General features: G+C 38.9%; 17 protein-coding genes. 10 read left to right on the top strand and 7 right to left on the bottom strand.

What is annotated here, in order from left to right; translation table 11 throughout:
- The first annotated feature begins 40 nt into the window (after window positions 1-40).
- The 6 genes from GLIP_RS09025 to GLIP_RS09000 all read left to right on the top strand — a co-directional run bounded on the left by GLIP_RS09025 (window position 41) and on the right by GLIP_RS09000 (window position 7,015).
- Window positions 41-1,003, top strand: a complete 963-nt coding sequence (locus tag GLIP_RS09025; protein WP_008844306.1) for a transposase — start codon at window positions 41-43, stop codon at window positions 1,001-1,003.
- 423 nt (window positions 1,004-1,426) lie between these two features.
- The gene (locus GLIP_RS09020) at window positions 1,427-3,049 is read left to right on the top strand and encodes a tetratricopeptide repeat-containing response regulator (protein ID WP_008844305.1); all 1,623 of its coding nucleotides are present in this window, start codon (window positions 1,427-1,429) and stop codon (window positions 3,047-3,049) included.
- A gap of 131 nt (window positions 3,050-3,180) precedes the next feature.
- Window positions 3,181-4,962: an ABCB family ABC transporter ATP-binding protein/permease gene (locus tag GLIP_RS09015; RefSeq protein ID WP_008844304.1), complete on the top strand. Its 1,782-nt coding sequence runs from the start codon at window positions 3,181-3,183 to the stop codon at window positions 4,960-4,962.
- A gap of 117 nt (window positions 4,963-5,079) precedes the next feature.
- Window positions 5,080-6,411, top strand: coding sequence for a 3-deoxy-D-manno-octulosonic acid transferase (locus GLIP_RS09010; RefSeq protein ID WP_226992202.1), 1,332 nt, complete (start codon window positions 5,080-5,082; stop codon window positions 6,409-6,411).
- A gap of 36 nt (window positions 6,412-6,447) precedes the next feature.
- Window positions 6,448-6,693 (top strand): DUF3820 family protein, encoded by a 246-nt coding sequence (locus GLIP_RS09005; RefSeq protein WP_008844302.1) that lies wholly within the window; start codon window positions 6,448-6,450, stop codon window positions 6,691-6,693.
- Window positions 6,683-7,015 carry a hypothetical protein gene (locus GLIP_RS09000; protein WP_040522493.1) on the top strand — a complete coding sequence of 111 codons (333 nt, stop codon included), beginning with the start codon at window positions 6,683-6,685 and terminating at the stop codon, window positions 7,013-7,015. The genes GLIP_RS09005 and GLIP_RS09000 overlap by 11 nt, the downstream gene beginning before the upstream one ends.
- Before the next feature lie 63 nt (window positions 7,016-7,078).
- Here GLIP_RS09000 and rpsO read toward each other — a convergent pair whose 3' ends face one another.
- Complete coding sequence (gene rpsO, locus GLIP_RS08995) at window positions 7,079-7,348, bottom strand: 30S ribosomal protein S15 (protein WP_008844300.1); 270 nt, start codon at window positions 7,346-7,348, stop codon at window positions 7,079-7,081.
- A 396-nt stretch (window positions 7,349-7,744) separates the two neighbouring features.
- On the opposite strand from rpsO, the gene GLIP_RS08990 reads away from it, so the two are divergent.
- Both GLIP_RS08990 and GLIP_RS08985 read left to right on the top strand, forming a co-directional pair.
- Entirely contained in the window at window positions 7,745-9,814 is a 2,070-nt protein-coding gene (locus GLIP_RS08990) for a M20/M25/M40 family metallo-hydrolase (protein ID WP_008844299.1), read from the top strand.
- A gap of 24 nt (window positions 9,815-9,838) precedes the next feature.
- Window positions 9,839-10,084 carry a hypothetical protein gene (locus GLIP_RS08985; RefSeq protein ID WP_008844298.1) on the top strand — a complete coding sequence of 82 codons (246 nt, stop codon included), beginning with the start codon at window positions 9,839-9,841 and terminating at the stop codon, window positions 10,082-10,084.
- Window positions 10,085-10,096: 12 nt separating this feature from the next.
- Here GLIP_RS08985 and truB read toward each other — a convergent pair whose 3' ends face one another.
- The 5 genes from truB to rimP all read right to left on the bottom strand — a co-directional run bounded on the left by truB (window position 10,097) and on the right by rimP (window position 16,186).
- A complete protein-coding gene (truB, locus tag GLIP_RS08980) occupies window positions 10,097-11,047 on the bottom strand; it encodes a tRNA pseudouridine(55) synthase TruB (protein ID WP_008844297.1) in 951 nt (316 codons plus the stop codon).
- Window positions 11,047-11,475, bottom strand: coding sequence for a 30S ribosome-binding factor RbfA (gene rbfA / locus GLIP_RS08975; RefSeq protein ID WP_008844296.1), 429 nt, complete (start codon window positions 11,473-11,475; stop codon window positions 11,047-11,049). The genes truB and rbfA overlap by 1 nt, the downstream gene beginning before the upstream one ends.
- A 74-nt stretch (window positions 11,476-11,549) precedes the next feature.
- Entirely contained in the window at window positions 11,550-14,159 is a 2,610-nt protein-coding gene (gene infB, locus GLIP_RS08970; RefSeq protein ID WP_008844295.1) for a translation initiation factor IF-2, read from the bottom strand.
- A gap of 28 nt (window positions 14,160-14,187) precedes the next feature.
- The gene (nusA, locus tag GLIP_RS08965) at window positions 14,188-15,681 is read right to left on the bottom strand and encodes a transcription termination factor NusA (RefSeq protein ID WP_008844294.1); all 1,494 of its coding nucleotides are present in this window, start codon (window positions 15,679-15,681) and stop codon (window positions 14,188-14,190) included.
- 49 nt (window positions 15,682-15,730) lie between these two features.
- A complete protein-coding gene (gene rimP / locus GLIP_RS08960; protein WP_008844293.1) occupies window positions 15,731-16,186 on the bottom strand; it encodes a ribosome maturation factor RimP in 456 nt (151 codons plus the stop codon).
- A 522-nt stretch (window positions 16,187-16,708) separates the two neighbouring features.
- On the opposite strand from rimP, the gene GLIP_RS08955 reads away from it, so the two are divergent.
- Complete coding sequence (locus tag GLIP_RS08955; protein ID WP_040522489.1) at window positions 16,709-17,206, top strand: YgjV family protein; 498 nt, start codon at window positions 16,709-16,711, stop codon at window positions 17,204-17,206.
- Between the two features lie 27 nt (window positions 17,207-17,233).
- Here the strand turns inward: GLIP_RS08955 and GLIP_RS08950 are convergent, their stop codons facing one another.
- Window positions 17,234-18,562: a pectate lyase family protein gene (locus GLIP_RS08950; protein WP_008844291.1), complete on the bottom strand. Its 1,329-nt coding sequence runs from the start codon at window positions 18,560-18,562 to the stop codon at window positions 17,234-17,236.
- 372 nt (window positions 18,563-18,934) lie between these two features.
- On the opposite strand from GLIP_RS08950, the gene GLIP_RS08945 reads away from it, so the two are divergent.
- The gene (locus GLIP_RS08945) at window positions 18,935-21,952 is read left to right on the top strand and encodes a TonB-dependent receptor (RefSeq protein ID WP_008844290.1); all 3,018 of its coding nucleotides are present in this window, start codon (window positions 18,935-18,937) and stop codon (window positions 21,950-21,952) included.
- The last annotated feature ends 50 nt before the right edge of the window (window positions 21,953-22,002 follow it).

The raw sequence follows: 22,002 nt of genomic DNA, 5'->3' as shown, positions 1-22,002 counted from the left end.
CGCTATAATTTTGCTGAATTCTTATTAAAAGGTCAGCTAAATGCCAGTGGCAAGGAATCGCCAAATCAGCTTAATTGATACGCCCTACTATCATTGTGTGTCGCGTTGTGTACGTCGCGCTTTTTTGTGTGGTAAAGACAAGTTAACAGGTAAGGATTACGAACACAGACGTCAATGGGTAGAAGACAGGTTACTTATTCTATCAACGATTTTCTGTATCGATGTGTGTGCGTTTGCCGTAATGAGCAACCATACTCATATTGTTTTGCATGTAAATAAACAAAAAGCATTGGCGATGTCAGATTTGGAGGTCATTAAACGCTGGCAACATTTGCATAAAGCTTCTCTATTAGCTCAACAATTCTCACAAAATCCCAATAAAATACTCAATCATATAGAACAAAAAACGTTGTCTACAACTGTCGAAATTTATCGTCAACGCTTATTTGATATAAGTTGGTTTATGCGGGAATTAAATGAGCCTATAGCGAGGCAAGCAAATAAAGAAGATGAGTGTACAGGACACTTTTGGGAAGGTCGTTTTAAATCACAAGCATTGCTAGACGAGCAAACTCTTGCGGCATGCATGGTGTATGTTGATCTAAATCCCATTCGCGCAAATATTGAAAAATCACTAGAAACTTCGCGTCACACCAGTATCAAAATGCGCATTCAATTTAAAAACAATGGCGGACAACCTGAGTCTCTCATGCCCTTCTCTTCTAACCAACTACAACCGAATTTTGTAAGCTTACCTTTTTCATTTACTGATTATAATGCACTTATAAATTACACAATGAGTTTAAGAAAACCTGAAACTTGCCTGTCAGGAATTTGTAAACCTCCATTGTTGTTTCGATTAAAAGTAGATGATTTGAGTTGGATGCGTACAAGCCTTCACTTTGAAGAAATATATAATATTGCGGCTGGTACTCACCAATCACTTCAGAAATATAAATTGCATACAAACAGAAAACGTTTGATAGGTGTCAAATCAGCATAGTACGAATTGGCTTTAAGTAAGTAACATACGCCCATCTTAATTTCTTAATTGAACTATTCACATAGAATATCCTTAAATATCTGTTAATAAATAATTCCTAAATCTAATGTCTTGTGTGATTCACAATAAAAATTGGCCGGGGAATGATTGATTGTGCACGCATATTTTGATGCCTGTCTTTATTTAAGTGATGTTTGAATTGAAAATTAAAATGACTGTCCAGGATTGCAAAGGTGTTCGACTCAGGTGCCTGTCCATGATTGCACTCTCGACTCAGGTGCCTGTCCATGATTGCACTCCTGATGATTGTACTTAGGTCCACAACTGAGATGACTGTCCAAGATTGAAGGGAAAACAAAAAGACCTTATAAAAAAACCACAAAGTACGATAACCTATGCATATGTTTACAAATTTATTAGTTTATGAATCCACAAGTATCTAAAGAAACAAAAGTTTTAGTCGTTGATGACCAAGTTTTAGCTAAAGGATATATGAAATACTCTTTAGAAGAACTTGGCTTTAGCAATATTACTTATGTGGACAAAGCACAACATGCCATCAATAAAATTCGGCATGAACATTATGATCTGATAATTTGTTCTTATAATCTGAAAAAAGATCACGATGGATACCACCTCTACGATCAGCTTAAGCACAACGGTGAATTAGAACCAAGTACAGCTTTTATTTTTATTAGTGCTGACACTACATCAGACTTAGTGCACAGCATTGTTGAATTGCAACCCGATGATTTTCTAGCTAAACCATTTACTGTTAACGATTTAGATAAACGTTTGACTAAAGTTTTGCTGCGTAAACGCGCACTAAAAAAAGTCTATCGGTTTATGGGAAAGGGCCAGCTTTCCAAAGCGCTAGTAGAAGTAGAATTATTTTTATCTATCCCCAAAAATTCTGAATTTTTCCCGCTGGCACTAAAAACCAAAGGAGAATTACTTTTGGCTTGCGGCCATCACGACCAAGCAAAAGAGTTCTATCAAGCAATTATAAACGTACAACCTTTTACATGGGCCCAATTGGGTTTAGTCAATGCACATATTCGCTTAAATGAAGATGATGATGCCGAAAAATTGGTATTAGAACTAGCGTTTAAATCTGACTCACAATTGGCAGCTTATGATTTGTTGTCAGCCTTACAAATTAAGCAAAAAGATTTTGAAGCCGCTTTAGAATGTGTCGTAATGGCAACTGAGATATCACCACGTAACATTCGACGCCACAAAACAGCCCTCGATTTATCACGTATAACCCATGACTATGAAACGCAATTTGAAGCTGCTAAAAAAATTGTTCGATTTGCAAAAGATTCGATTCATGATAAGCCTGAAAATTATCTCAATGTGGCTCGTGCTGGGATAGATTTCGCTATGACCGCTGATGAAAGTGAAACATATAAATTGCTCAAACAGGCTAATGAATATGTAAAACAATTCAAAACAGCTTTTCCAAAAGCAGAATTACATGATCAGATTAAAGTAATCGACGCTAGGTTGCTTTACTTACAAGACGAAAAAGAAAATGCAAAAGCCCTATTAGATCAACTTGCAGAAGAAAACTGGGAGCTGGAAAGTATGGATGCATTATTAGATAAAGCCAAAGCATTTCATGAGTTAGGACTCTACGAAAAATCCAGTCAAATAATGGATGTTATAGAGCAGCGATGCAAAAAAGACGATAAACAAGGTGGTTTATTTTTACATTATGTACGCCAAGAAAAACAAGAGCGCTCTACGATAAAACAAACGCCTAAAGAGCTCAATAATTCTGCGGTAGCCTTTTATAGACGAGGAGATTTAGAAGATGCACTCCGCGTTTTCAGACAAGCATTTACCGTTATGCCCAAAAATTTATCTATCGCTCTAAATTTGCTTCAAGCGATAACGATGAATGAAAATACCGATAAAAACGACATTTCGATTCAACGACTCATTGATAACTGTATTAAAGTAATAGAAAACGGTGAACTTAATGACGAGCAATTTGAACGCTATCAAAAAGTACGAGAACTACTTCACGAAACTGCTTAAAGATACTTTTTAATTTTCTTCTAATTAGCCAACATATTTACTAAATATGAAATTACAAAAATAGATTGTCTCGATAAATTTTGAGACTTTTCTGTTAGACTTCTTGCACAATTGATTTACTTTGCAACAGCATGCGTTCTCAGAGAATTCCGATAGATCCTAACACTCCTATTAACTGGGCAGTTTTAAAACAACTGTGGCCCTATTTTTTAGAGTTTAGGCAGCGTGTACTACTCGCATTTTTGTGTTTGATCGCTGCCAAAATAGCCAGCGTTGGGCTCCCTTTCGTTTTAAAACACACTGTAGATAGCTTAAATTCCAAAACTGAACAATTACTTCTGGCACCAATAGCGTTAATAGTCGCATATGGAGCACTTCGTTTCGCCAATGTTTTGCTCGGCGAAATTAGAGACACTTTATTTGGTAGGGTTACTGAACGAGCTATGCGGCGAGTAGGCTTAGAAGTTTTCGAGCATCTTCACAGTTTAGATTTAGACTTTCATTTGAATCGACAGACAGGAGGCTTAACCAGGGATATAGAGCGAGGCACTAGTGGCATTAGCTTCTTAATGCGATTTATGATTTTCAATATTGGGCCAACTTTAATTGAAATAGCGATGGTAGTTGGATTGTTATTTTACAATTATGGAATAAGTTTCGCGCTAATTATATTGTTATCGGTAATTCTGTACGTGATTTTTTCGATGAAAGCGACTGATTGGCGAACAAAATATGTTCGCGAAGTTAACCTAGCTGATTCCAGTACAAACTCCCGTGCCATCGATAGTTTACTCAATTATGAGACCGTCAAATATTTCAACAACGAAAGTTATGAAGCGAACCGTTATGATCAAGACTTAGCCGAGTGGGAAAAAGCCAGGCGTAAAAACCGACTGTCTCTTTTCGCTTTAAATGGTGGACAGGCATTAATAATTGCTACTGCTATGACCTCCATGATGGCCATGGCGGCATACGGAGTAGCTGCTGGAGAAATGACAATCGGAGATTTTGTTTTAATTAATGCATTCACAATGCAAATATTTATGCCCCTAAATTTTTTAGGGTTTGTTTACCGAGAAATAAGAGGCTCTTTGGCGAATATTGAAAACTTATTTAGCTTATTAGGTAAAACATCGAAAGTTACCGATGAAAACAAAGATAAAGAATTACAAGTTGCTGGTGCAAGCATTACTTTCTCTAACGTAAGTTTCAGTTATAGAAATGACCGCCCTATTCTGGAAAATATGTCTTTTAAAATTGCACCCGGAGAAAAAGTTGCGGTAGTTGGGGAAAGTGGCGCAGGAAAATCTACACTCGTTAAACTATTGTTTCGCTTTTATGATCTATCTCAAGGCCAGATTCTGATCGACAATCAGGACATAAGCAAAGTTGCACTCCAATCATTGCGAAAATCAATCGGTATTGTTCCTCAAGATACGGTACTGTTTAACGACAGTATATTGGAAAACATCCGATATGGTCGCCCAGACGCTACCAATGAAGAAGTTCAACATGCAATCGACCTCGCCCATCTACGGAAATTCGTTATCAGTTTACCAGAGGGTGTAAAAACACAGGTTGGAGAACGCGGTCTTAAATTATCGGGTGGTGAAAAACAGCGAGTAGCAATTGCTAGAACCATTTTGAAAAAGCCTCCTATATTGGTGTTTGATGAAGCAACATCTTCGTTAGACAGTCAATCAGAGAAAGCCATTCTAGATGCCATAAAAGACGTTTCTCAAGGACACACAAGCTTAGTTATAGCGCATCGACTATCGACAATCGTGGATGCCAATAAAATTGTCGTGCTTGATAGCGGTAAGGTTGTAGAACAAGGTACACATTTCGAGCTACTAAATTTAAACGGTTTGTATAGACGGCTTTGGGATACGCAGCAGAATTTAAAAGAATAAAAAACATGTTTATAGTGGACGGTAGGTCTAAGGCTATTACAATACCACTATTGGTAATGCGCCTTATCAATAGCCAATTTGTCGTAGTTTATCGAAAAAGTCTCGGCAATTTCATTCATGAATATTCGGAAAAATACAGAAATGAACGATGATCTGCCAAACGATTACGCTCCTTCATTAAAAGAAGACGTATGTCGATGGGCATATTCTTTTATACTGACTCTTGCCATCCCATTTACTACATTATACCTGCTCTACAAGAGCAGTAACCGGAATAAGGACGTTGATCACAGTCGATTCGAACGCTTCGGTTTTGTGTCACACCCACCGAAGATGAATGGATACCTTTTTCACTGTGTCTCGGTCGGCGAAGTGGTCACCGCATCATGTTTGATAAAGCGGATAATGCAAGAAGAACCCAATGCACAAATTACGATAACCACAACAACATCTACAGGTTCGGCACGAGTACGAGATATTTTTGGCAAAACGGTACATCATTTTTACCTCCCTTTTGACTTGCAGATATCAATGTCCCTAATGTTAAATCGCATCAAACCTAAAATGGTTTTGATAACCGAAGTGGAATTATGGCCAAATTTAATTCATGTCTGTTGGAAAAGGAAAATACCTGTTCTAGCGATAAATGCTCGAATGACAGATCGTTCCGTTAAAAACTACATCAAAATTAAATATTTATTTTCCCCTATGCTTCACAAGCTAAGCCATATTTGTGCTCAAGGAGAACGAGATTATAAAAATTACACAACTTTAGGTGCTGATAAAAGCAGAATCACATTAACTCAAAACATTAAGTTTGACCAAGCAGCGGCACAGCAAACTAAACAAGATACGTTCAAGGGCATAAATAAAAATGCTACCCCTACTCTTGTTGCAGGCAGCACTCATGAACTGGAAGAGTCAGCATTATTAAGTGCAATGAAACAACTTTGGAAGACTCACCCAACCTTAAGGTTAATTATTGTTCCTCGTCATCCAGAACGATTTTTAACCGTTAAAAAAATATTAGAAAATCAAAATGAATCGTTTGAATGCACCAGTGAGTCACAGCAAATATCCCCAAATACACGTCTTGTCCTACTCGATGAAATGGGCAAATTAAACTCTGCTTATCAAATAGCTAACATTGCCTTTGTGGGCGGCTCACTTGCTGACAAAGGCGGGCACAATGCTTTAGAACCTGCAGCTTTGTCGGTTCCTGTCATTATGGGTCCAAACACCTACAATAATCCGCTAATTTGTGAAATTTTAGCGCAAAGAGGGGCACTAGTGATTGTGAAAAATACCAATGACATAGTTAGTCAATGTAGTTATTGGTTAAGTAACCCTGACAAAGCGTTGAATTGTGGAAATGCCGGACGACAAGTCCTCGACGAAAATAGTGGCGCTTTAGAGAAAACTTGGTTCAAAATAAAGTCATTTTATTGAACTATAAAAGTAAGATGAACAGGTAAGAAATAAACCATGTTTGATGCAAAGATAATAAAAGAAGCGGTAAATCAAACAATGCCGTTTGGGAAATATGCTGGCCGGAAGCTCCTACATTTACCCGAGCCTTATTTAGTGTGGTTTCATCAAAAAGGCTTTCCTTCAGGCAAGCTAGGTGAACAATTAGCGCTAATGTATGAAGTGAAGCTTAACGGATTAGAATCAATGTTAGCTCCATTACTTGATGATCAAGAAAAGCTGATTAACCAATATGAAAAATAAGAAGCCTACACTTATAGATCACAACTTATTAGCTATACATAAAAGGATCGGAGAAAAACTTCTACAGAATCCAAATTTAATTGAAAAAGTAGAAGATAAATTAGAGACTCGTTTTAAATCAAATTTAATTTATCGAAGTATCTATTTAGATTGGTGGGCAGTGCTTGAGTTAAAAGATGATATAAACAGTTTAGTGGCGCAACTTTGTGTTCAAAGCGAACAAATGAATAAACTTCGTCGTTACTCTCCTTTTGTCGGTATTCTTTCTGAATCCGAAAGAGAGGCATTTTTTAATCAACTTGAAAACAACGATAACATCTAAACTGTTTGCCTAACACCAACAAAAAAGGCGCTTTGCGGCGCCTTCTCAGATAATCTAATCGAATTAACGACGTAGACCTAAACGCTTAATCAAATCTTGGTAACGATCTAGGTTTTTACCTTTAAGATAATCAAGCAATTTACGACGTTGGCTAACCATACGTAGTAATCCACGACGTGAGTGGTGGTCTTTCTTATGATCAGCAAAGTGACCTTGCAACTTATTAATGTTATGAGTTAACAAAGCAACTTGAACTTCAGGTGAACCAGTATCGCCTTCTTTAACGCCGAAGTCGGAAATGATTTGTGCAGTTTCTTGAGTAGTTAGTGACATAATTTTCTCCAAATTAAATGAAGACTCGCCGATCACTAATTCAGCCGAGCCAAAGGAGCGCGTATTATAGCGTTGCCGAGCTTATTATCAAGGTAAAATGTCTAATAAGATGTTCTGACTACGTTAATTAAATCACTCAGACAATCAAACTCCACAAACAACTTTCGAACACAGATTTTCGAAACAATTTAAGTATATATTAGCGTGAATCACTAAATAAAGTATGACTGTCCATGAAACTTTGTTTTGTATGCCTGTCCACGATACATCTTACATGCCTGTCCACAAAAAACAGATTAAAAGATATCAATAAGCTGAAGTTGAAATGCGATAAAGAGAAATTGGTAACTTTGCATTTATGCATTAAGCTAGATAAACAACCAAAAAGGGAATGCCATGCCTGTTCGAGAAAAACTTGCCACTAATTTAATCAGTTGTTTGGTTATTATTGCGCTTGTTTCAACGATAGTTATTTCATGGTTTACACAATCCCCCTCTGCAGATGCTGAGTATAAGATAGGAAATACGAAATTTATCACTGCCAATAGTTGGCGTCACATAGCTAAAATTTCACAACATCCCCACTACACTGGCTCTGAAGAGCACGATAACGTACGCGATTATCTGCACGATGAGTTGCAAAAACTTGGACTAGAAGTGGAGATTCAAAACACGCTTGCTCTTTCGTCGAAACACTTAGTCGCAGCTAACGTTTCCAATATTATTGCTAAAATCCCAGCGACATCACAACCTGCCAATAAAAAAGCGCTTGCATTAATGTCACATTACGATTCTGCCAAAGCCTATTCATTGGGTGCAAGCGATGCAGGAAGCGGAGTCGCGGTAGTTTTAGAAGCGGCACGAACACTGTTAGAAAGCGACATAAATCGTGAAAACGACATATACATCATTTTTACCGATGCTGAAGAGCTCGGATTGTTAGGCGCACATGGTTTCATCGATGAACACCCACTAGCTAAGAAAATAGGACTGGTATTGAATTTCGAGGCACGAGGCTCTGGCGGTGCTAGTTTTACACTATTGGAAACAAATCAAGGTAACAAAAGACTTATTCAAAGCCTCAGTGATGCCAAAATCCCATACCCTGCAGCAAACTCATTAATGTATAGCATTTACAAAATGCTGCCTAATGATACCGATTTGACGGTGTTTCGTGAAGAAGCTGATATAAACGGTGTCAATTTTGCCTTTATTGATGATCACTTCGATTATCATACTGCACAAGACTCCATGGAACGACTCGACAGTAAAAGCTTAAATCATCAAATCGCTTATATTTCTGCTTTGCTTCCCTATTTTGCTAATTTTGATTTGGAAAAACTGCACTCTAAAAAAGATCTGGTGTATTTTAACTTTGCCAACTTAGGGTTATTTGATTATCCGTTTTCTTTGGTACTGCCAATGAGCATTTTGGTCGCGTTAGTATTTATTATGACCGCGATTAACGCGATTAAAAGTCTAAACTTAAGCATAGTATCGATTTTTATCGCATTGATTCCATTGTTCTTAAGTATCGGTTTTGCTTTACTAATTGGTATAGGCGGTTGGCGAATTCTAACCTGGCTCTACCCACAGTTTAATGATATTCCTCAAGGATTTACTTATAGCGGCCATTACATTATCGCGACAGCAATACTGTTAACGATTTGTGCAACTGTGTGCGTTTACAATTTAACTATTAATCGATTTCCACTCATTAAATTGGCTGAATGGTATATTCCAATAATTGCAACTTGGGTGATCATAAACATTCTGATCGCTATATATTTAACAGGTGCAGGCTTTTTTATTATTTTGGCAATAGCACCATTGGCTATTTTCGGAAATTTGCTCAGATATAAAACCTCACCAGAACGACGAGCGATCACTTATACACTTTTCAGTTTGCCCAGCCTAATCATCATCACGCCTTTAATACCTGTGTTCGTAATTGGTTTAGGACTATCAAGCTTAGCAATCGCAACTTTGATGAGCACTTTGCTTTTCGTGACGTTATTACCAATTTTATTTTTTATCAAAGGAACGAGAAGTATTTTTTGGGTTTGTTTAGCGGGCGCTTCGTTTGCTTTTGTGGGAGTTCATTCAAACGCAGAATATTCAGTAGAACGCCAGAAGCCGAGCAGCATTAACTATCTGTACGATACACAATCTCAACAGGCTATGCTTTTTTCGTATGAGCCGAATTTGGATGAATTTACTGAAAAATATTTTAGTGTCGATGATAGAGGTAACCATCTACTTTCGGGGTTGGTAGAAAGCAGAGCCAGCCGAACAGCAAACTATGTCACACCGACTCAACCGTTGAATATAAAAGCGTCGAAAGTGAATGCAAACCATACCCAGGAAAACAAGGATTTTAAAACGACAAGTATAACAATAACACCGGTTCGCCAAATAAATTCAATACAGCTCATCAGCAGCGAACCAATACAAGTTTCCGCTTAGCGAATAAATCAAAAAGCATTTGAAATGACGCAAAGTAGATCGCGTCAAAGCTCAATATTGTATTACGTAGCAACAGATCAACAACCAGTGCAAATTGAAATCCAATACCAATCTGAACAACCTAACACGTTTCGAATTATCGAAACCAGTTATGATCTGCCACAACACCTTCCAAATTTCATCGCACGTCCTGAGTACATAATGCCCACACCGTTTAAAGTTACAGATGCCATTATCATCAGTCAGCCGATTTCGCACACCAACAGATAACTTGTTTTTAGCTTATCTTACGACTAATCGTTTAGGAGCAATTTGTTGATTTTCATCAATAAATCCAACACCTAAAAATAGCTGTTCAGAGTAAACTCTGACTTGGACTTGACAAGGAATGACTAGTGCATCTTTAGCGGTGACTGGGTTGCCATTACAAAAATAACTAGCGCTATTCGCTTCTAACTCCACCGCAGGTAAGGTTTTAACAGGTGAATCCATACTTAGTAACAACTGATCCAATGCTTCGAAGCTTTGGTTATCCATCAAATCTAAATTGTTATCATCAATTTCCTGACGCATTGCAAATAGATCGTCTAGGGTAGTGACCTTATCTGCAGGATAATCAGCAACATTTGAACGATGTAAACGGCTAACAAACGCCCCACATCCTAGGACTTGTCCGATATCATCAACTAATGAGCGTATGTAGGTTCCTTTGCTGCAATGAACTAACATGTCAACTTTATCACCTTCTATTCGTTCAATGATTAACGAATAAATCGTGATATCTCTAGCTTCTCTGGGGACTTCAATACCTTGACGGGCATAAAAATAGAGAGGTTTACCTTGATATTTCAATGCTGAAAACATGGAGGGCACTTGACGCGATTTGCCAACAAAGCTCATACAGGCTTGTTCAATTTGTGTTTTCGATACGTTGACTGGGTTACGTTCAACAATATCACCATCAGCATCAGAAGTAGTTGTCCGTATCCCCAATGTTGCCGTGACTGAATAGGTTTTATCCGCATCTAGTAGAAATTGAGAAAATTTTGTGGCCTCACCTAAACAAATAGGCAACATACCAGTTGCTAGCGGGTCTAAAGCACCGGTATGACCCGCTTTTGCAGCATTAAAGCACCGTTTAACTTTTTGTAGAGCATCATTTGAGGACAAACCTAATGGCTTATCCAAAAGTAACATGCCATCTATTGCACGTCCTTTACGCTTTCTTGCCATTATTTATTTTCGTCCGTTTCCTGATCTTCTTGATCCAAGTCGCGCCCAGCTTTTAGTGCACGCTCTTTATCTTTATTTAAGGTTTGAGACACCAAAGTAGAAATTCGGATTCCTTCTGTGATTGATGTGTCCTGATAAAACTTCAATGCAGGGACTGCGCGCATACGCATTCGTTTAGCTAATAAGGTACGAATAAAACCCTTGTTGTCTTCCATAATTTGATTAAACAACTTTAGCTTTTCTTCATCTGTTTCAAAAAAGGTTACGTATATTTTTGCATGAGCTAGGTCGCGTGAAACATCGACCCCAGACACAGTTACCATGCCTAAACGTGGATCACGATTTTTAAATTCATTTTGGAAAATACTGGCCACTTCTTTGTGGATCTGTTGCCCTACTCGTTCAGTGCGGGAAAATTCTCTAGCCATACTGACACTCCTAAATTCCAGTCAAAAACGGAGGCTTAAGCCCCCGTATTCATTTTAATTTGAAAACGCGCGGGTTAGATTTCGCGTTTTACTTCTACGGTTTCAAATACTTCGATTTGGTCACCGACCTTAACATCGTTGTAATTCTTAACGCCGATACCACACTCCATGCCGTTACGTACTTCTTGCACGTCGTCTTTGAAGCGGCGGAGAGATTCTAGCTCTCCTTCATAGATAACTACATTTTCACGTAATACACGAATAGGTGCGCTACGCTTAATGTTACCCTCGGTTACCATACATCCAGCAATTGCACCAAGTTTTGGTGACTTAAATACATCACGTACTTCAGCCAATCCAATAATTTCTTGTTTAAATTCTGGTGCAAGCATACCGCTCATGGCTTGTTTGACTTCGTCAATCAAATCATAAATAACACTGTAATAACGCAAGTCGATTTCTTCAGCTTCAATCATACGGCGTGCAGTAGCATCAGCACGAACGTTAAACCCTACTACTATCGCACTAGAAGCAGCGGCTAAACTTGCATCGGTTTCAGTTATTCCACCCACACCACTACCGACGATATTCACTTTTACTTCGTCTGTAGACAGTTTAGTCAATGATTCAGAGATAGCTTCGACAGAACCTTGAACATCAGCTTTTAGTACAACATTCAATTCACTAACATCACCCGCTTCCATGTTAGCAAACATGTTTTCGAGTTTAGCTTTTTGCTGCTTCGCTAACTTTAAGTCACGTTGTTTAATGTGGCGCTTACTCGCTACTTCACGAGCTTTACGTTCATCTTGAACGACTAACGCGTCTTCACCAGCAATAGGTACACCAGATAAACCTAGCACTTCTACCGGAGTAGAAGGTCCAGCGACAGCGACTTCTTGACCGTTCTCATCACGCATCGCACGAACACGACCGTATTCGATTCCACATAGTAGAATATCACCTGCTTTTAACTCGCCTTCTTGAACAAGTACGGAAGCAACTGGACCACGACCTTTATCGAGACGTGATTCAATAACAATACCTTTAGCAGGACCTGTTGGTACAGCTTGTAAATCAAGTAATTCAGCTTGTAACGTAATCGCTTCTAGCAATTCATCGATACCTAAACCTGTTTTTGCAGAAACATGTACAAACTGATGCTCACCACCCCACTCTTCGGAAATAACTTCCAATTGAGATAGTTCAGTTTTAACTCGATCTGGATCAGCAGCTTCTTTATCCATCTTGTTTACAGCAACAATCAAAGGCACACCAGCAGCTTTAGCATGTTGGATAGCTTCTTTGGTTTGCGGCATGACACCATCGTCTGCTGCAACAACCAAGATAACGATATCGGTTGCTGTTGCTCCACGAGCACGCATAGCGGTAAACGCGGCGTGTCCAGGAGTATCTAAAAATGCGATACGTCCATTATCAGTTTCGACGCTATAAGCACCGATATGCTGCGTAATACCACCCGCTTCGCCATCAGCGACTTTTGCGCGACGAATATGATCAAGTAGCGAGGTTTTACCGTGGTCAACGTGGCCCATGATAGTAACAACAGGAGCTCTGTTTTCTTTGTCACCAGATGATTTATCCGCTAACAACTCGTCTTCCAACGCATTATCATTCACTAATTCATATCTGTGGCCCATTTCTTCTACAACTAATACCGCTGTATCTTGATCGAGCACCTGATTGATAGTAACCATTTCACCCATTTTCATCATGGTTTTGATTACTTCAGTGGCTTTAATAGCCATTTTATTGGCCAATTCACCAACGCTGATTGTTTCACCGATACGAACTATACGTTCTACTGGCTGAGCAGGTTTATTGAAGCCGTGCTTAAGATCTGCACCTGCATTCTTTTTCGATTTCTTACGTCTACGTGAGCTACGCTCAACTTGTGCATCTTCTTCGTCTTCTGCTTCTTGAGCATAGCGATTAGAGTGTAAATGCACTTCTTCAGCTTCTTGCTTTTTACGACGTTCTTCTTCTTCTTTCCAACGACGCTCATTTTCTTCTGCTAGACGTTTTGCTTCTTCAGCGGCCTTTTTCGCATCTTCTTCGAGCTTGCGCTGTGCTTCATCTTCTTGAAGTTTACGAATTCGCTCAGCCTCAAGCCTCGCTTCTTCTTGTGCTGCCTTTTCTTCAGGCGACAACTGCAATTCTTCTTTTTGACGCGCCGCAGCTTCTTTCTTCGCTTGCTCGATTCGCGCTGCTTTTTCGGCTTCAGCTTTCGCTTTTGCTTCAGCGGCTTTTTTTGCCTTTTCTTCAGCGGCTTTTTTCGCTTCTTCTGCCGCTTTACGTTCTGCTTCAAGCTTTTCCTGTGCTTCTTGTGCTTTACGCTTAGCTTCTTCTTCTGCTAAACGCTCTTCTTCGATATCACTTCGCTTCACGTATGTACGTTTTTTGCGCACCTCAACCTTTACCGCTTTAGACTTACCAACACTTAACGTGCTTGTCGTTTTGCGCTGTAAAGTCATGCGCTTAGGACCCTCTGAACCATGGCCACCATGTGCTTTACTCAAATGATCAAGCAATTGACGCTTTTCATCTTCGGTGATCATATCACCTGCTTTTTTCGTTAAACCTGCGTCTGCAAACTGCTGAACTAAGCGATCAACTTGAGTGCCTATGTCGGTGGCTAGTTTTTCGATGGAGACTTCTGCCATATAGCTGTATTCCTCTTGTTGATCTTACTTATTCTTCACTAAACCAGACGATATTTCGTGCAGCCATTATTAGCTGCCCGGCTTTTTCTTCGTCCAGTTCTTCTATATCACTTATTTCATCAGTACCTTGTTCGGCTAGGCCTTCAAGGTCTGTAATTCCTCTACTTGCAAGTACGTATGCCACATGGCGCTCCATACCTTCGAGGTTTAGTAATTCTTCTTTTGGCTCAGAAGCTTCTAACGACTCTTCATTTGCCAAAGCTTGGGTTGTCAAAGCGGCACGAGCTCTGCCACGTAATTCTTCAACCATGTCTTCGTCAAAACCATCAATTGCCAATAATTCATTCACTGGAACATAAGCAATTTCTTCGATTGTACTGAAGCCTTCATCCACTAACACAGCAGCAAAATCTTCATCAATATCTAGACTATTAATAAACACACTTAGTACTTTAGAGTTTTCCTCTTCGTGTTTAGAATTAAGATCTTCAACCGTCATGACATTTAATGTCCAACCGGTTAATTGGCTGGCTAAACGAACGTTTTGACCGCTGCGTCCAATAGCTTGAGCAAGATTGTCTGCTTCAACAGCTACATCCATTGAACCGGCATCTTCATCTACTACAATTGATGCGACCTCTGCAGGCGCCATTGCATTAATAACGAATTGTGCTGGGTTTTCATCCCACAATACGATGTCAACACGCTCACCACCTAGTTCACCTGACACAGCTTGAACACGAGAACCACGCATACCTACACAAGCCCCAACAGGATCGAGACGTTTATCATTAGTTTTTACGGCAATTTTTGCACGAGAACCTGGATCACGAGCCGCTGCCTTAATTTCCAACGTTTCTTCTGCAATTTCTGGAACTTCAATGCGGAATAATTCAACCAACATGTCTGGATGAGTACGACTGATAAACAGCTGCGCACCACGTGCTTCTGGACGAATCACGTACAATAAACCACGCACTCTATCGCCTGGACGGAATGTTTCTCGCGGTAACATATCGTCGCGATAAATTACGCCTTCAGCATTATTCCCCAAATCAATAATTACGTTATCACGATTAACTTTTTTAACCGTACCGGTAACTAAGTCTCCAACACGGTCTTCGTATTCTGCAATCATTTGTGCACGTTCTGCTTCACGTACTTTTTGCACAATTACTTGTTTTGCGGTTTGCGTTGTAATTCTATCAAATGCAATTGACTCGATTTGATCTTCGATATATTCGCCAAGTTGAATTTCTGGATCATCAACTTGCGCAGCAGAAAACGTGATTTCTGCATACGGATTTTCTTGCACCTGATCATCAGGTATCACTAACCAACGGCGAAAAGTATCAAAATTACCAGTTTCACGATCGATATTAACTCTTACTTCTATTTCGCCTTCGTTTTTCTTTTTAGTAGCGCTGGCAATTGCATATTCTAATGCTTCAAAGATTTTCTCTTTGGGAACCTGCTTTTCATTTGAAACGGCCTCTGCCACTAACAAAATTTCTTTATTCATCGTTGCCTCACTGATTGCTTCCCTGAGAAAGCGCTAATATGAATTTCTCTTAAAATGTTGGAACCAAATTACCTTTTTCGATATTTGCTACGACTAGAACATATTCTTGACCGTCAACTTCTATCGTTAAATTACCGTTGTCTACTTTGAGCAACGTGCCTTTAAAATTTCTTCTATCATTCATTGGCATTCTTAAACGCACTGCGATCACTTCGCCAATACACTTTTCATAGTGTGCTTCTTTGAACAAAGGCCTATCCATGCCAGGTGAAGAAACTTCAAGGTTATATTCCGTGCTAATCGGATCTTCCACATCAAGTACAGCACTTACTTGCAAACTTACATCTGCACAATTATCAACAGTGATGCCTTCGGGATGATCGATATAGACACGTAGCGTAGAATGTTTTCCGGCGCGAACAAACTCAACTCCCACCAGTTCAAAGCCTGTCGCTTCAACTGGTGCAGCCAACATGTCCGTCAGTTTTTGTTCAAGTTGTGACAAAAATAAAGCTCCAAATACGAAAAAAGGGCGAAAAGCCCAGATTTAGAAAACCAATATTAACAACAAAAAGCCCCGTACAAGCGGGGCTTTTTTGTTTCTGGACCCTAACCCACTATCCGACATTTTAAATTACGCTTAACTAAAGTTTCGCGTTTAGTCGAAAATAGTGGTCGCAAGAACTGAGCAACTAAAACAAAGTCATTTATAGATACCCGTGTCTTTTCTTGCGGTTTCTTAGCTAGCTAAACCAACTAATCGAGACGTTACTATCCAATTCAGAGGGAGCCCGTCTCAAAAGATGCGCATAGTATACGGACCTCGGCACTTACATGCAAGGCAAAGAATAGAAAGCTTTATTTTAATATCCTATTAGATAATTGAAAAAATAGGTTATTTGTAGAAAAAGATTTAAAGAATTTTGCTAATCTTTCTTTCGTATTTTTAATATCGTCAATTTTCAACCAAATATTCTAACCCTTGTTTGGATTTTGTACCTCTTTTCCTAGTGAGATTATTTGCACAATGTCATTTCCTGAATTCAATTTAGTTCAAGGGATCGGTATGTTAAGTTTTGTGCTTGGCATCGTATGTTTCTATCAACAAAATGATCGAAAACTAAAAGTAATGTTGCTTTTGTTGAATTTTAATCATGCAATTCATTTTGCATTACTAGGAGCTGAAACAGCTTGCTTAAGTGCTGTATTGGCGATAGTAAGAACCGCGATATCGCTTAAAACCGCCTCCAAAAAAATAGCATTCACCTTTATTTTTATAACATTTTTTTGGGGGCTACATTTAACTGATAATTGGTATGATATGTTTCCTATATTAGGTAGTTGTATAGGAACCTATGCGATTTTTTGTTTACAGGGAATCGTCATGCGTTTGGGCTTATTAATTGGAGCCCTATGTTGGTTGACCAACAATATTATTGTAGGATCCATAGGCACAACCTTACTTGAATTGACAATAATTGCCGTAAACTTAAGGACAATTTACCAATTATTTCGCAGTCGTTAACTTTAAAAACCTAGTGTTATTTATCGGTTAGAATTTTCCTAAATTATTTAACCAGAGTTCTATTTGCTGGTTGTTTTGCATGTATAAATTAGGGATATGCTCGACTCCATCATTGGAAAATTCAGAGGCATAACTATCCCAACTTTCTATCACCTGCAATTCCGAGTCTATGATTCCAGTTTCGGTCGATGCAGTTGCTGATTTAATTTCAGTTAATATACGCAAGTCAACAGAGTCCAACTTTTTGCCATGGCGATTTCGATTTGCTCCCACTTCTTGATCAACAATTAAGCGCTGATAAGCAAATTTCGCGTCAACCGTATTATCGACAGTGTGAATATTTAGTGGTCGAAAAAGTTGCTCGAGCGTAAAATTTTCATGAATCAAACGAATGTCTTCGGGCTGCAAAGTTTTCTGATTTTTAATGGGTAGCCCTAACCGGTTCAGATTAGATATCTCTGGATATCCTACCATCACGTTTCCACGAAAAAAGCCGCGTCCATTTGCTCCTTTTTCAGTTGAATTGAGTAACTGAAAAAAACGGATAGGACCATTACTCGGACCTGGTTTAAAATAGTTATTTATAAAATGAAGTTTTCCGTTTTCATTTCCATATGCTGAATTTTTGGACCAATTATAAATTACATTATTGTTTATCTCTGCAAATTCTTCCTCTTGAGAATAAGTTGGTTTTAATCTGTGCCCGTTTATTCGTGGATTCCTACTTGTATGATGAGCAAGCACATTAAATAGAAAACTAGCACGACGTCCCCCCCAAATTCCGCCATAACCATGACTTCCTTTGTTATGCCCAGCATCATTAAGGCTTTCGCTTATGATGCTGTATTGTAGTGTAAAGTCTGTATTATTATAAAAGGAAGCCACCTCATCATTGGCCCAACTCATTGAACAATGATCAATAATAATGTTTGAATTTCGCTTTGCCGTTATCGCATCACTTTGATGATTTGACGTCCCGTGTCGAAAACGTAAATAACGGATAATCACTTGATTAGCTTTTATTTGTGTTTCAGCCCCTTTCAGCACGATCCCTTTAGGTGAGGTCTGCCCTGCAATAGTGATAAAGTCATGTTTAATTTCTAATGGTTTAACCAATTCGATAACCCCCGAAACTGTAAAAACAATAATTCTTGGGCCTTTAGCGTTTACAGCATGCCGTAGCATCCCTTTTATAGGGTTACTACTATCATCTAACGTATCGACAACATAAATTTCGCCTCCATTACCACCTTGGGTAAAGCGGCCAAAACCTAAAGCGCCTTCAAATGCTAAGCTCGTATCACCAGCCATTACAAGCTTACTTTCAAATGATAGAAGTACTAAAAATAACAACATGCTTATTTTCTTCAAAAAAATGTTTCTGAACATACGAAGTTTCACTCTTAACCTTGTTCTTTTTAATGCCATTCGAGTTTATAAGATAATGTAGATGTTAGACCGCGACCCTAACTCCAAAATTACTAAACTTGGATTTAAAGCATTTATTGATTATGAACAAATGACCTTTCATTAATAGTAGTCAAAATAAATTTCAAATAGCCGAACCAATCATTAACATTTTATTGACATCAGTTTAACCAAACCCTAGAATGCCACCGGTGGCAACAAGAATAAAGTATATAATATAGATTATTATGCCACCGATGGCGAATCTAAAGTTAGTGGCCAAAAAACAATATTAATGAAATTGCCAAGGAGTAAATTCCAATGAAGCCTGTTCAAGTGGAAGCTTTGCTATTTGCATCGACCCTTGCTATCCCGCTGATGTGTACATCATCACAAACGATAGCTGCTGAAGAAAAAAATGCAGAACCAGAAATAGTGCAACAAACTATTACCAACTTACCTAATCAAGAATCTGAAGAGAACATCAACAACACAGCTAATGAGCAAGAGATTGAAATAGTAGAAGTAGTTGGTATAAAACAGGCTGATTTAAAAGCCAGAGATTTAGAAAGAGAGAAAAATGGATTTAGTTCTGTAATTGCTACCGACGACATAGGCAATTTTGTTGATCAGAATGTAGCGGAGTCATTACGTCGATTGCCCGGGGTGACTCTTCAACGTTCGGAAGGAGAAGGTAAATTCGTATCTGTCCGTGGTTTAGGACCGGGGTTTGTCTCTGTTAATCTTAATGGCTCTGAGCTTTCTGGTGTTGGTGATGATCGTAAAGTTGGATTAGATGCAATTCCCGCGGATATTCTAGGCTCAATAGAGGTGCTAAAAACCCTAACACCGGATCAAAACCTCAACTCAATAGGCGGTACTGTAAATGTCAAAGCGATTTCAGCTTATGATAGAGGTAAGTCAAGTTTAAAATTTAGAGCGCAAGACTCGTACAGTCAATTACGCGAAGAACATTCTCCTAAATTTAGTTTAGATGGCACTCAGCTTTTATTAGATAAAAAAGTCGGTGTTGGTTTTGCTCTTTCTACAGAGAATCGTAAAACTCAAGTTGATGAAATTCGTCATCATAGCACTACTGAGATGCGATTTTATCAAGCTGACATTGGCTTCGAAGACACAGACGAAGGGAATGCATTGCAGGCTTCTGGCCCTGAGATTTTAGGTCCGAGTCAATTAGAACTTAGACGAGAAGTCGCAAATCGAAAAAGGCGTGCAGCATCACTCAATCTAGAATTCAAACCGAATGATCTTTCCTATTATTATGTGCGTGGCAATTTAACCAAATTTTCTGATGAAGACATCGCGTTACGGGAATTTTATGACTTTCAAGATGCTGGAGGAGTTGGAAGCGGTGAAATTGCCTATGTTAATGGAGATACCAAAGAGTTTATCCTAACCGACATCGATATTTTTCATCAGTATTTTATTCAAGGTGGTGATACCACAACAAAAAGTTTTAGCATTGGTGGCGAGAATAAACTCGGTGATACTTGGGTATTAGATTATGAATACGCACAATCACAGACTACTGACGAATCACTTAATGACAGACGAGTACAATTCCGTGAAAGAGACCTAATTGTTTATGGCCAAGGGTTAAGAGATAACATCATTGGTCGCGCGGTTACGCCGGAAGAAGCGGCTGAATTAGGCGGCTTTGATTACGATCCTGAAAATAGCATTTTCGGCACATCAGGTTCAGGTGATGCTTCGCAGATGTCAAATTTTCAATTCGACAATTTGTTTCTAGAAGACGGTACGCGCGAAGATAAAATCAAAAATGGTGAAATTAATTTAACCAAAGAGTATTTTTTGCCCCACTTAAATTACATAAAAGGTGGTGTGGCGTTTTCAAATCGTAGTCATGTACGCGATAAGAACCGGGCCAGTTACGATCCCAGTAGTGATGACTGTAATGGCGATCCAGTTTGTATTGAAGTAGTTAACTCAAATCACGCTGATTACCCTAGCGCTATTCCTGAAAATAGTAATTTTTTCTATCCATTTGTTAACCAAGACCAAATTGAATACATAGTCGCCTCATCCAAAATAACTCGGGAAAGTGCGACCAATAACGAATTGTCCATTGACAGTACCAAAGAAGATTACACCATAATTGAAGATACTAAAGCTGCTTACTTGATGGCTGAAGTACCTTTAAATGATGATCTAATTTTAATTGCAGGTGTCAGATATGCAGAAACCGAATTTTCATCAACTGGCTTTTTGTCGTTAGAAAATGACGATTTTGAATTTAATGGCGCAGGTAGCGGAAGTCTGGATATTGCCATTCCATTACCTGAAGCATCCATAACTTACAGTGAATATTATCCTAGTGCACATCTGCGTTATGAACCCACTGAAGATATTCTGGTTCGTGCCTCTATCTGGAGCAGTTATACCCGCCCCTCATTTAAACAAGCGCGTGCTTTTGCCAAGTTTGATCAGGATATTGAGCTTTGTCCGCCGGCCAGTGACGATTGTGACGATTCTCAGGGAAGTGCGAACGTTCGCCAGTTACAAGACTATATTTTAGGTTCTAATAATACGCTGGATGTCGGTAACCCTAATTTGGTTGCCATGACTTCTGTCAATTACGACGCATCAATTGGTTGGTATCCAAGTAAAAATCTATTTATGGAAGCGGCGATTTTTTACAAAGACATAGACAATTTTATTGTCGATGTGAATGGTATAACCCAGTCTTTAGAAGATTTGCCACTATCGTTACCTGTGGCTCAGGTGACCGAATTCGTGATTCCACAAAACCTTGTACTTAATGATGTCAATATTACCTTAAACGGTGATAAAGCCTATGTAGTTGGGGTTGAGCTTAGTTACAACCAATACTTTGATAATGGTTTCTTCCTGCAAAGTAACATGACCTTTTTAGACAGCGAAGCAGAACTAGATGATTCAATACGTGTTTCAAACGTTCCTTTGCCTGATCAAGCTGACACTACCGCTAACTTAACATTCGGTTGGGAAAATAATGTGTTTTCATTCCGTTTAATTGGCAATCACAGAGCCAAAATCTTAGAAGAAGTCGGAGCTTGCCCTACTGGTGTCAGTGAATCGGATACACGCGCTTGTAAATATTGGTCAGACAGATATCAAGACGCTATCACCACTATAGATTTTAAAGCGAGATATCGGATTAACGATCAAATCAACATGTATTTCGATGCCGTTAACTTAACTGACGAGTCCGACTTGCGTTACTTCCAAGGCAATGCACAAAGTGGCGGCAATATTCTGTATCAAAAAGAAGAATATGGGAAAACCTTCCAAATAGGTGTGGATTATAAATTTTATTAAATAACCTCACTATTTATGCCTAAAGAAATGAAACGAACATAAATGCAATT

It is taken from the genome of Aliiglaciecola lipolytica E3, assembly GCF_000314975.1.
Taxonomy (GTDB): domain Bacteria; phylum Pseudomonadota; class Gammaproteobacteria; order Enterobacterales; family Alteromonadaceae; genus Aliiglaciecola; species Aliiglaciecola lipolytica.
This window is presented reverse-complemented; position numbering and strand designations above follow the sequence as displayed.

Bases quoted from the DNA above. Each gene is read 5' to 3' on its own strand.
- GLIP_RS08945 (WP_008844290.1), top strand. From the start codon at position 18,935: ATGAAGCCTGTTCAAGTGGAAGCTTTGCTATTTGCATCGACCCTTGCT.
- GLIP_RS09010 (WP_226992202.1), top strand. From the start codon at position 5,080: ATGAATATTCGGAAAAATACAGAAATGAACGATGATCTGCCAAACGAT.
- GLIP_RS09000 (WP_040522493.1), top strand. From the start codon at position 6,683: ATGAAAAATAAGAAGCCTACACTTATAGATCACAACTTATTAGCTATA.
- GLIP_RS08955 (WP_040522489.1), top strand. From the start codon at position 16,709: ATGTCATTTCCTGAATTCAATTTAGTTCAAGGGATCGGTATGTTAAGT.
- GLIP_RS09020 (WP_008844305.1), top strand. From the start codon at position 1,427: ATGAATCCACAAGTATCTAAAGAAACAAAAGTTTTAGTCGTTGATGAC.
- nusA (WP_008844294.1), bottom strand. From the start codon at position 15,681: ATGAATAAAGAAATTTTGTTAGTGGCAGAGGCCGTTTCAAATGAAAAG.
- GLIP_RS09025 (WP_008844306.1), top strand. From the start codon at position 41: ATGCCAGTGGCAAGGAATCGCCAAATCAGCTTAATTGATACGCCCTAC.
- GLIP_RS08950 (WP_008844291.1), bottom strand. From the start codon at position 18,562: ATGTTGTTATTTTTAGTACTTCTATCATTTGAAAGTAAGCTTGTAATG.
- truB (WP_008844297.1), bottom strand. From the start codon at position 11,047: ATGGCAAGAAAGCGTAAAGGACGTGCAATAGATGGCATGTTACTTTTG.
- rpsO (WP_008844300.1), bottom strand. From the start codon at position 7,348: ATGTCACTAACTACTCAAGAAACTGCACAAATCATTTCCGACTTCGGC.
- GLIP_RS08990 (WP_008844299.1), top strand. From the start codon at position 7,745: ATGCCTGTTCGAGAAAAACTTGCCACTAATTTAATCAGTTGTTTGGTT.
- GLIP_RS08985 (WP_008844298.1), top strand. From the start codon at position 9,839: ATGACGCAAAGTAGATCGCGTCAAAGCTCAATATTGTATTACGTAGCA.
- rbfA (WP_008844296.1), bottom strand. From the start codon at position 11,475: ATGGCTAGAGAATTTTCCCGCACTGAACGAGTAGGGCAACAGATCCAC.
- infB (WP_008844295.1), bottom strand. From the start codon at position 14,159: ATGGCAGAAGTCTCCATCGAAAAACTAGCCACCGACATAGGCACTCAA.
- GLIP_RS09005 (WP_008844302.1), top strand. From the start codon at position 6,448: ATGTTTGATGCAAAGATAATAAAAGAAGCGGTAAATCAAACAATGCCG.
- GLIP_RS09015 (WP_008844304.1), top strand. From the start codon at position 3,181: ATGCGTTCTCAGAGAATTCCGATAGATCCTAACACTCCTATTAACTGG.